Annotated in this window: 10 protein-coding genes; all 10 read right to left on the bottom strand. The window is 47.9% G+C overall.

Features of this window, described 5'->3' with window-relative positions:
* Positions 1 to 102 precede the first annotated feature (102 nt).
* Positions 103 to 4,548, bottom strand: a complete 4,446-nt coding sequence (locus AC1RM2_RS04810) for a helicase-like domain-containing protein (protein WP_492983871.1) — start codon at positions 4,546 to 4,548, stop codon at positions 103 to 105.
* 1 nt (position 4,549) lies between these two features.
* Entirely contained in the window at positions 4,550 to 4,765 is a 216-nt protein-coding gene (locus tag AC1RM2_RS04805; RefSeq protein ID WP_492983870.1) for a hypothetical protein, read from the bottom strand.
* A gap of 17 nt (positions 4,766 to 4,782) precedes the next feature.
* Positions 4,783 to 5,577, bottom strand: coding sequence for a DUF4138 domain-containing protein (locus AC1RM2_RS04800; RefSeq protein WP_492983869.1), 795 nt, complete (start codon positions 5,575 to 5,577; stop codon positions 4,783 to 4,785).
* Positions 5,578 to 5,599: 22 nt separating this feature from the next.
* Positions 5,600 to 6,808 (bottom strand): conjugative transposon protein TraM, encoded by a 1,209-nt coding sequence (gene traM, locus AC1RM2_RS04795; protein WP_492983868.1) that lies wholly within the window; start codon positions 6,806 to 6,808, stop codon positions 5,600 to 5,602.
* A gap of 7 nt (positions 6,809 to 6,815) precedes the next feature.
* Positions 6,816 to 7,229, bottom strand: coding sequence for a hypothetical protein (locus tag AC1RM2_RS04790; protein ID WP_492983867.1), 414 nt, complete (start codon positions 7,227 to 7,229; stop codon positions 6,816 to 6,818).
* Positions 7,207 to 7,821, bottom strand: a complete 615-nt coding sequence (gene traK / locus AC1RM2_RS04785) for a conjugative transposon protein TraK (protein WP_492983866.1) — start codon at positions 7,819 to 7,821, stop codon at positions 7,207 to 7,209. Before traK ends, AC1RM2_RS04790 begins: the two co-directional genes overlap by 23 nt.
* Positions 7,822 to 7,925: 104 nt before the next feature.
* Entirely contained in the window at positions 7,926 to 9,083 is a 1,158-nt protein-coding gene (locus tag AC1RM2_RS04780) for a TraJ family protein (protein ID WP_492983865.1), read from the bottom strand.
* The gene (locus AC1RM2_RS04775) at positions 9,080 to 9,859 is read right to left on the bottom strand and encodes a hypothetical protein (RefSeq protein WP_492983864.1); all 780 of its coding nucleotides are present in this window, start codon (positions 9,857 to 9,859) and stop codon (positions 9,080 to 9,082) included. The genes AC1RM2_RS04780 and AC1RM2_RS04775 overlap by 4 nt, the downstream gene beginning before the upstream one ends.
* Positions 9,856 to 10,521, bottom strand: a complete 666-nt coding sequence (locus AC1RM2_RS04770; RefSeq protein WP_492983863.1) for a hypothetical protein — start codon at positions 10,519 to 10,521, stop codon at positions 9,856 to 9,858. Before AC1RM2_RS04770 ends, AC1RM2_RS04775 begins: the two co-directional genes overlap by 4 nt.
* The gene (locus tag AC1RM2_RS04765) at positions 10,518 to 11,180 is read right to left on the bottom strand and encodes a hypothetical protein (RefSeq protein WP_492983862.1); all 663 of its coding nucleotides are present in this window, start codon (positions 11,178 to 11,180) and stop codon (positions 10,518 to 10,520) included. The genes AC1RM2_RS04770 and AC1RM2_RS04765 overlap by 4 nt, the downstream gene beginning before the upstream one ends.
* Position 11,181 lies beyond the last annotated feature (1 nt).

Raw genomic sequence — 11,181 nt, 5'->3', positions numbered from 1 at the left:
GTCATTGTGCTATGTTCCCTGATATTTGGTTTCCCTCACAGGTCAAATGACTGACGATAGACTTATAAACACACGTCTACTACCTTGCCATAGGTAGATTTATTATGCAGCCTTTACGGGCGCACGTTCCAGCTCGGATGGTTTCCAGGGTATATCCAGATGATGCATGGCGACGATGCGTTCCTGCACATTTAAGCCTGTTCCCGCTTTCTCGGTGCTGCCGATCAGGATGCGGATGTCACCGGAATTCATTCTTTTGAAAAGTTCCTTGCGTTGTCTATCCGTTGCCCAATGGTGGATAAAGGTGATCTGGTTCGCCTGAATATTAAAATCAGTAACCAGCTTGTCCCGCAGCGCATCATAAACATTGAATTCACCCGGCTTTGGCGTGCCGATGTCGCTGAAAATGATCTGTGTTCCCTTATGCGGGGTGCTTTCATGATAGATCTCTGCCACGTTTCGTGCGCATACATTAACCTTATTGCCGGGGTGGTCATCGTATTTTTCCGGGTTGACCAGGCGCATGTCCACAGCCATTTTCTTGGCGTAATTGGTGGCAATGAGCATCCGGCCCTTATCCTCATCCCGGGTTAGCGGACGCCTGCCGATCACGGTCGCATCACCGGTTTTGGCAAATTGCATCAGCCGTTTGATAAATTCCTGCTGATCAGGTGTCGGCTTGATATTCACCAGGGTTTCATCGATCTCCGGCTTGTCGAGGTTGATATGTTTCGCCGTTTTGTAATCGGTGATCTGGTTATAAAAGAGCGCCAGTTCAGGCACCTTGATAAAATGGCGGAATCGTTCCTTTGCCCGGATCTCGTTGGTTACCGTAAATTCAAAATCAACAGTCTTCCGCGCGTACACCGCTGCCCAGGCATCAAAATTGGAAATGCACTGGCGTTCCAGTTCCCGTGGCCGGAGATATTTGAAGATCAGGTACATCTCGGTCAGGCTGTTGGAGATCGGTGTGCCGGAAAGAAAAGTCGCGCAAAGGTCGGTATCATTGCGGTCCTGTAAGGTACGGATGGCAAAAAGCATGTTGAGCGCTTTCTGGCTTCCCGCTATATTTCCCAAACCTGCGACCTTGGTATGCCGGGTAGTGAAAGTGAGGTTCTTAAATTTATGCGATTCGTCGATGAACAAATGATCAATGTTCATCTCGCGAAAATTTATGCCGGTGTCTTTGCGTTGTTCTATGGCCTCGATCACGCCTTTTAATTTTGCTTCCAGGTTTTCCTTGCGTATCTCCAAACCTTTAAGCATCTCCCGGCTGATCTCCTCGCCGGCTTTCCGGATGGTCAGCAGGTCCAGTTCGGTATTGCCCAGCTCAATTTGCAGGATCTTCTTTTGAATTTCCGGTGCCTGCGGGATCTTTCCAAACTGGTCATGGGTCAGGATGATACAATCCCAATTGTTGTTCTTGATCTCATGGAAGATTCTTTTCCGTTTGGCCGGTTCAAAATCATTTTCACCGGGCGCCAGTAGTTTCGCTTTCGGATAAGCTAGCCGGAAAGTGTCCGTGATCTGCTGCACATTGGCTTTCAGCGCCAGGATCAATGGCTTATGCACTATACCGAGCCGTTTCATTTCCATTGCAGCAATGATCATCGTGAGGGTTTTACCTAAACCTACTTCGTGGTCGATCAGACCGCCATTGTTTTGGATAACCCGCCATGCCGCATTTCGCTGTGAGGGATACAGGTCTGTGATCTTTAATGCCTTAAAATCGACGCCAGGAAGGGAAAGATGGCTGCCGTCAAATTCCCGGAGCGCATAGCAGTTATACGTTTCATTATATATCCTTTCTAAAAACTGTTTTTCCTCGTTGGGCAGTTCCAGTAGCCAGAGCAGGTATCGTGACCGTATATGATCGATCTTGCGATGGGCGTTCTGGATCGCTTCCGTGTCGGGCACCCGGACTACTTTGCCATACTGCTCTACCGGGTAGGTAAAATGCGGAGTGGTATTGAGCAGTGCATATTCCAGCAGGACACGTCCCGTCACCTTATTGCTTTCCTTGGGGGTAACTGAGAATTCTTCGTTGGTGATCGTGTTTCCTTTTTTTGGATAACTTACTTTATAGTCGTCTACAGAAACAAGGTAGTTGATCTTTGTATCCAACTTGAACAGGTCCGAAGCAAAGCGCTCGTAATATTCGAGCGGTACCCAGCGTTCGCCGAGGTTAAAATCCAGCCTTTCAAAGGGTATCCGTTCGGGCTGTACCCGGCGGATCGCGGCAAGGCTCCGGGCAAATTGCAGGTTATGCGGTTCCTCAGCGGCGAGTTTCTCGGCGATCTTTAATTTGTCTACTACGTTGCCGGACAAATAATTGTCGGTCGTTTCCCATCCAAGCGTTTGGGGGTTCAGCAGGATCTGCTTATCCAACCGGACAATGATCTCGTCCTCTACCAGGCCGGTTACCTGTGCGATGACGGAAAGATCGACCCGCCCTGTATCATTCAGGCAGCGTGCCAGCGCTTCCAAGGGATCATCTGTTTTCAGCAGTTCCTTTTGCTGGAAAAGCGGTCCGTAAAATATATCCGACCGTACCATTTTTTCCTGCTCCCTGATTTCCAGAGAGGAAAGCACCTTAAAGCCCAATGCTACATCCTGGAGGATCCGGTTACGGTTAACAGTTTTGTTGAGCACCCCGTATTTGTTGACAAAGTCCTCGTAATAAGAGTTCAGTGACTGGCGCAGTTCAGGAAACTGGATAGCATATTCACTTTCATTGCCTGCAAGTTCCAGGTAAATATCGCGCAGGGTCAGGTAATCCTCGAAAAAGGCCACTTCCGGCTGCGGGTCAAGGGGCTCAAATTTGGCCTCAAAATGATGTGGTTCGCCGATCAGGCCGACCTTTCCCCCGAAGATGACCAGGGTATCTTTACTGTAGAATGGTTTCAGGTCCGTAAAAGACCTGGGACGTTCCTGAGCTAATTTAAAGGCCGGTTCCAGACTTGTATCGCCTTCGTAGCGGTAATCATGACCGAATTGTTTGAGGCGAACGGATAGTGCGTCCAGCTCCTGGCCAAGGCTCGTGCCCGACATCCATTTACCCGGGAATGAAATTTCAGAGAGGTTGCTGTACAGCTTATAGGTATACCTGTTATTCGATTGTGCGCGGGCGGTCAGTAAGACAATACTGTCATGCAAGGGCCGCTGTGTTGTCCGGATAATGCTGATCAGGCGTGCGGATTCTGTTGCTATAAATTGCCTGTCCAGATCATCCAGGTAGTCCAGCGCTTTATTTGCCGTCTCTGCCTGTGCCGGTGCATCAAACAAACCCAGTTGTCCAATAGTTAACACGGGCTTTTCATTTGCTTTTTCCTTTTCAGGAACCGGTAAAAAAGTAAACTGCTTGAGCAGGGCCTCTTTTTTGTTAAATGAATTGGACTCCCATTTCACGTAGTCAAAGTTTGCAAAACCTGCAACCAGTTGTTCTTTGAGCAGGGGGACGATATCCAGCATATCGCCGTTTTGCCAGGCTACCCGAGATGCTTTCCCCCGGGCATTGGTGCCTTCGATGATCTCATCTGCATAGATCAGTTCGTTCTTATCTGCAAGCCAGGCATTCAGGTGGTATCGTCCAAACGAGTTTTCGACTTCCACGGTTTCGAGCAGTTTGCATTCCGCTTCGGTGAGCGTTTCCTTGGTATCATTCTTCTGCACGAGAATCAGGTGCATCCCGACTTCGACATTGGCGTTTTCCTTCATCAGGTTGGCAGGTAAAACGGCTACGGTCAGCAGGTCTGCAGAGGTGAACAGGAATTTCCGCGCTATGGCATTGGATGGGTTATTCAGAAAGGCGTCTGTCACGATATAGGCCAGGATGCCGCCGTCTTTGATCTTATCCAGCCCTTTGGCAAAGAAATAGGTATGTACTTTTGCTGAAATGCCGCTTTTATTATAGGCCGGATCATGAACTGCGATCCTGCCAAAAGGAATATTACTGATCACCAGGTCAGACTGACCTTTTTCCGTTGCCGCAGTTTCCTCCAGCTTTTTGATCTGTACTTCGATTGGTGTCGTGTAGGCCGAACAGATAGCGGTCAGGATCCGCCCGGTGATGATATCCTTTTCCACGGCTGTAACCTGTTCCAGTTCCGGAAACCCAAGCAAAGCTTCTTCAATAAAAACACCGGCCCCGGCGCTTGGTTCATACAGACGTTTAGGCAGGATATTACATTGCAGCATAGCGGTATAGATCGCCCTCGGAATGTAGTCTGGTGTATAGTAGGCGGTCTGGGAGCTGCTTTTCAAGGCATCAATTGCCGCTTTATATTCCTTTGCTGTCAGTTTTTGTTGCAGCACTTCATGCAGTTCCGTCACCAGGGGAAAGAGTTTCATGTCAGCTTTTGAGGCACCGAACTTTTCCCATGCGGAAATTTCACCGGGCGGGAAAAGAACGGCCTTTAGACCGCCAAATCCAGCATATTGTTTAAGTTTTTGAAGATCCGGATCAGAAAGCCGCTGGCCGGTAAAGTCCAGGGCGATCCGGATGGCCGAAAGATTATCGGCCATTTTCCTTACCGGATTGAAGGCCATATCATATCTCCTGTAAATAATCTGCTATGGTTCCGATCACCTCATATTTTAAGAAGCGGTCGTCCTCGTCGAGCCCGGTGACCAATGGTTCACACAGTTCGAGGATATTAGTAAGCTCGTAGTGGAGAATTCCATGATTGGAAAAGCGCAGGTAGGTCCTGTAAAACTCCTCCTCCAATACCAGCTTTACGTAATCGTAGGCTATGGAATCAGTCATAAAAATAAGTTTGAGCGTTAATTCGGCAGGATATCGGCATCAAGGATATCCTGGTAGGAGATCGTAAGTGTGATGATCCGCCCGGACAGCTGCCTTTCGCTGAGTTCCATATACAGAACCTTATTGCCAGGAAAGGACATTTTTTTAAAGACAAAGATGTTCCGGTAGTCCTTTAAAAAACCAGGTACTGCCGAAAGGATAAATTCGGGCCTTATCTCCACGGATTGATTGTTTGCGGCTTTGGTTACCTTTTTATCATCTATCCGGAACCGGAGATCGGCGATATCATATTTCAAATTGGTGTTATTGTGAAATCCGATGTCCAGGAATAAATACTCATCTACCGTGTAAACGTGATACAATTGTCCTTCGATCCCAAATGCCTTCACTTTTTCCACCCGTTTTTCGGGACGCCTGGCTATTAAACCGAGTGCGAGTCTTTTCAATTGGTTTTGGGAGAGTCCGATGCCGGAAATATCCAGCGGGTTCATATCCGCAGGAACGATATCAATCGCGGAGGGAACACCGGGATAACCCGGAAGCAGACGGTACTGCGCAAGAAACTTTTCACCTGCGATGGTGATGACCGATCCCTTAAAGGACTGCAGGGAATCGCGCAACTTCAGACGCAATACGTTTTTTATGGGCAGGTCACCGGCCAGTTCTTTAGTGGAAATGTCGACGTATTGGATTGGCTCGGGAGAAATAAAATGAATGGTCAGGTTTTCCGGCAGGTAGACAACCGGTAGCGTTTTTTGGGCATAGATTTCCGTTGTGCAGAGCACAAGTAAAAAGAAAAAGATCGTTTTCATGTTTATAGCTTTTTATATGTGATTATGGCTTTTCAGCGATACCCAAAAGGCTTTCGCGTTTCTGGTCGTTTTGTAAGGCATCCGGATCGATTAAATAGAGGTAAGAGTTGTACTTAAGCTTTGCCTTGTTCTTTCGGATCAGCGAAGCAATGGCGGAAGAAGTGGACTGAAATACTTTGTCAATTGAGCTCATGATAAACTGGCTGTTCCCCGAGCTTCCGTCGATCGTTACGCCCTGTACAGCGTTACCGCCAAGATCCTTTGTAAAATCCCGGAAGGCTGATGAGGGTACATACAGGCCGGGTAATCCGTCCATGTCATAAACATCAAGCCTTACCGGCAGGATCTTTCCATCAAATAAGATCGAGGTGATGGAAAGCGTCACTCGCTGTTCTGAAAAGCCGCTGACCTGGGCAAAGACATAAGTACCTTTTTTAACTAGGTTGTTACCTGCATGTATATCTTCCAGTAATTTCAGCCTTAGCCGTGATCCCGCGTAACCGGTGATATTTTCGTCTATGACAGCGCTGATAAAGGCCGGTGCTTTTTCAGGAAGTACGGTATTGAAATCAGCCGAGACGGTATTGGCTTTTCCCACGGTCAGTTTAACCTGGTTTGCCTTTAGTTTTGCAGCTTTATCAGCAAGCTCTTTTTTCTTTAGCTCATCTTTGTAGTCCGGGTCATTCTGCTTGCTGACACTATCCATGATCGCCATTTGCTGCCGGAAAATATCCATAGGATCTTTTTCCCGGGGCACTTTTTCCACCGGCTGAACATCGCTGGACCGGCGACGGCTCATGGCTTCAACCGCACTGGCAACCTGCTGGTCCTGCATTACCACGGGTGTCCGTATTTTTCCTGAAACAACCCGATCAGCCGTTCCGAAACGCAGCTTCATCGCCTGGCGGATGGAATCCAGTTTTTTCTTTTGCTGATCTGAATAGTCGTTGTTGTAATCCGGGTTAATGGAACTATCACGCGGGATCACATTTACTGCGGTCAAACCGTCTGCTTCCTTGTAGGTGTTGCGGTAGGCATCCAGCTTATCGGCTAAGGCTCGTTTTTGTACATCTGCAGATACCTGGCCGACCGATCCATTGAGGGCAACGGTTTCTTTGACTGTTTCCTTTGGTTTGGAAAAGCCGCTGTCCCAGGTATAAAAAAACAGGCACAAAAACGGCAACAGGATGACCGGCAGCACATATTTGGGCTGTTTAAAATTAATTTTCATAGCATATTTACTTTAATGTTTGATGAATTTCCGCAAGATGGCTGAGCGCGCTATCCAGCAGGATGCTGTCTTGTCCGGACAGTTGTTTCTTAGCTGTAAGGCTATCCACCAGCTTCTTAAGTTGCATCGTTGCACGGATATTACCGGTGGCCTGCAGTATCTTGCTGAAGCCGTCTTCTACCGGGCTGACCGTTTTAACCACGGGAACGGCAGCTTGCTGTGGCTGTCGGAAAACCGAAAAGGATAATACCAGGGAGACCATCATCAGGAAGACCATGCAGCCGAAGATGAACTTTGGATATGCTGCGGCGAGTCGCCTGGTGGCTTTTCCGGCAATCGTAAAATAGGTTCCGAATTCCTTTTGTATTTCGCTGTAAAGCGTATCCCGGGGATCCCGGTTAGAATGTATTCTTTTCCACATCTTGGAGGTCTTTATTTTCAAGGGTCTTCCAGCCACAGATCAGGACGCCATGGGGATTATTATCACTCCTTGGAATGTCCTTCAGGTTTCCTTCGGTGATCAATGAGCGCAGGACGGTAGAACTGCGCCGGTCGATCTTTAGCTTGCCGTAATAGCGGAAGTAATGTTTGGGCAGGTCTATTAAAATGGAATCCGTTTGCAGCGTTAATACCGAACTGGAAGATAGAATCGAGTTGAAAAAGCCGTTCTCCTTGAGATTGTTATATTGCTGCATTCCCGATTCGTCCACCAGGTACATAGCTTTTTTCATCTGGTATTCCATATAGTTATCATCCGGTGTGAGGGAAAAAAAGAGCGAGTGAAAAAGGTCGACATCCGCCCGGTATTCTGCCGGCCGATTGAGCTGTACATCCGTTTGCCTGGCCAGTATAGGCACATTATTATCCAGGATATATATGTTTTTATGGGCATTGGATACCAGCTTGAAAGCATACAGGCAATTCATACCCACAATGACCAGCGAGGTCAGCAGGCTGCCTGCTGCAATAAATGTCGCCAGCCTGATTTTGGCTTCGATATTTTTGATGATCATAGTTTTAGTATTAATAAAAATGGCCGGCCCGTATGCACGGGTCGGCCTGACATTAGAAAAATGGAGAAAATGAAAATAAAAGAAGAAAAGGAAAGAATTTGGGATCAGAAAAAACTTCCGGCAGCCTTGCGGGCTATACCGGTCACGGTACCCGCGCTGCGGCCAAATGTTGATACGGCAGAACTGATTCCGGAGGTCGAGATGATCCAGGTCGAGATGCTGGGCACAGTGAACATACAGATTGCGCCGATCAGGAATACGATAATGACCGTTCCGAAGGACAGTACGCCATTCCCTGCAAACCAGGCCATTTTTTCGAGGTTGGCATTCAGGCCGTTTTCGCCGACCAGCTCCTTATATTTGCTGATCTCGGATCTTAAGGCATATTCCTGCATCAGTCCGCATAAATACATAATGAGATAGGCTATACCACTGTAGAGGTTAACCGAAATAAAACGGGCGATCCAGGTGCTGAAGCTATCGCGGAATGCCGGCAGAATGCTGGCTGCAACAGCGAATGGCCCAAGTATGATCAGGATAGATGAATAAATGATCTGTATCATAAAAATAATATAGACCGCTATTCTAAGGATCCATATCCCTAACAGTTCCAGTAATTGTGTAAATAACAGCTGCATCCCCACAGTGAGGCGGTTCTTTAATTCCAGCAAGGGCGAGACTACGTTACTGATCCCTTCCTTTACGGTACTGGTAACCGAATCCCATGCCCGCCCGTACCAGGTGTCGCTCTCTTTTTCCGCTACCTCTGCCTGTGCCTGGTAAGTGTATAAGGAATTCGCAACGGCCAGCATCAGGCTGGAACGGTTAAGGCGCAGGTTATTGACCGTTGTCTGCTGACTGTTAAACATCTGCTCGGTTTGGTTGGCGACGACGTCTGTCGGAAAGGCGATCATTTTGACGAATACACCCCACCAGAGGATGACCATTGCCAAACCAAAGGGACGCAGCAGCGGCATGATTTCCAGCTGTTTATCTCCGACCATCATCTCATATGATTTTATGGCGAAAAAGATGATCATAAAAATGGCGGAAAGCGCTTTGGCATCGGTAATAAACAGGCCAAAATGTGACCATACGGATGCTTTAAGTCCTTTTAAAAACACCATTACCCCCGTTTCATATACGCCATCACCCTGGAGAAACTGCAAGGTTTTGCCATTGTCGGGTGCAGGTGCGGTTTGGGCAAATAAGGCGCTGATGCAAAAGCACAGCAATATGACTAATAGGAGTTTCTTTTTCATTGGAGGTGCTTTAAAACGTCTTTAGCGATCTGGATATCGGTTTGTGGTGTCCAGTCGCTGACCGTCACCTGGCCAGCCTGTATCTTTTGCTGCCGGGCGGTCATATTAATGGTGGCCTGCGCGGATGAAGTGCGGATCGCCCAGACGCCCGCGAGGTTCCGGTATTCCAGCAGCAAGCGGTGATACGCCAATATTCTGGCGCCCCTGTCCATGGTTGTGGAACGGGCGGCATCGAGCCGTTCTTTGAGCATATCCAGTTCATTTTTATACCAGCTGTACAATCCTTCGGCCACCAGTTTCGCGCTGACTTCCGGTGAAAGCCCGCCTAGAATAGCCGACATAGAATGATCCAGTACTGGCCTCAGTTCCCTGCTGTAATAAAGCCGCCACAGGGGGTCGGCGCCGGAAACCAGCCCCGACTGATTAGCGATTTCTGAAATGGCTGTGTTGCGAACCGTATCGGATTGCAGCTTGTATTTATTGTCCGTATTGTTCATGGCGCCTACTAACACCAGGCGCTGGGTTTGCGGACCGGCAGCGCTTAACGGCCGAAGATCATTTTTATGGTAATTGGGATGAAATAAACCCCAGGTGAGCCAGTAATAGGGATTGAGGCTGAGAAAGCCGGCTTTCGGTTCGAATTTGTTTTGGTCCCATTGCAGGTACACCATGCGTTCCTGCTGATAGCGGACGGCCCTGTCCCGGGCGGTTGTCTGACTGATACCTTGCTGGATCAGCGCAAACCATATGAATGGTAGCGGAATTAGAAATTTCATTGTCTCAAATATTTTGCGTTCTGAATGATCTCGCCAACCAGGCGGGTATCCTGACTAATAAAATTTGCGAACGGGTTTAAAGCAGCAATTACACCGCGTTGTTTGGCCCAATACATGGCTTTCCAGGCACCATAGGCCAGGCCGTCCAATAACTGTAATTGCGTGATCACCTTGCGCAGTAACTGATCCCGGGCATTATAGTCGGCCAATACATTATTGCCTTCTTTCAGAATGTAGCCGGAGACATCGGACACCAGGGCCAGCGAACGCTGCCGCATTTCCGAGGCGATATTTCCTGCAAATACCAGCAGGTAAGGTTCGTTCCTGGCCATAGCCAATGCCTGGTTGATGTAAACTGTCATATCTGCGATAATGGCGGCCATATTTTTAACGGCCAGCCCTTCTTTTAAAGCGGAGTTCACATTGGATAGCCCTTCATAGATCATCGTCTGCGCTAATACCACAGAACCCACATTGGTATTGAGGTCGTTGATATGGTTATTGATCTTACCCAGGTATTGGTCATGGGTCATTTCTGCGCTGCTCCTGACACCAGCATTCTGAGAAACCGCGATAAGGTGCTGATAATCGATTACATACTGCTGCGCTTTTGCCCAATAACCAGGAAGGAGCAATAGCGGGATAATAATTAACGATTTCATTTTAGATACCTGGCGTTTTGAATGATGTCACGACCGATAGCCTTATCGGCGTCAATAAAATGCTGAAAAGGATTTGCCGCCTTCAACAGGGAAGCCAGGCTGGAATATTGCATCATGTTCAGCATATTGCCGGAGAGATCCTGGATATTACTTAACTCGGAGATCACGTAGTCAAAAAGTATCTTCCGGTCGGATGCCTTCATTTGATTCACATCACCAAGCGACAGCGAGAGTCCCGTTACATAAGCCACAAGGCTTCGGGCTTGCGAAGTGAATTGCAAGGCAGACTGATATCCGAGTGCTATCAAAGCTGGATTTTTCTGCACCAACTGAACGATCTGCGCCTGGTTATTCACGATACGTTCAACCATCGGCGTCGCATAGATACCGATTTCCGCGATATTGATGACGGTACCTAAAGTATTGTACCGTTGCTGCAGGGTTCTGTACATCGCTTTTGTTTTTTCCAGTAAAGTCAGGTTTGCCTGTTCGTTGGCGGTTGCCAGGGCCTGTTGGTTCTTTGCTTTAACCTGCAGTTTGTTTTCAGATTCCGATGCATTTACCAATTGATGGAGCGCCGGGATATTGAGTATTTTTTGCTGGGCAAAACAGACTGTTCCCGCCAGTAAAGCAGTAAATAATACGATTATATTTTTCATG

The sequence above is a fragment of the Mucilaginibacter sp. GW822-FHT03E02 genome, from assembly GCF_058801545.1.
This window is presented reverse-complemented; position numbering and strand designations above follow the sequence as displayed.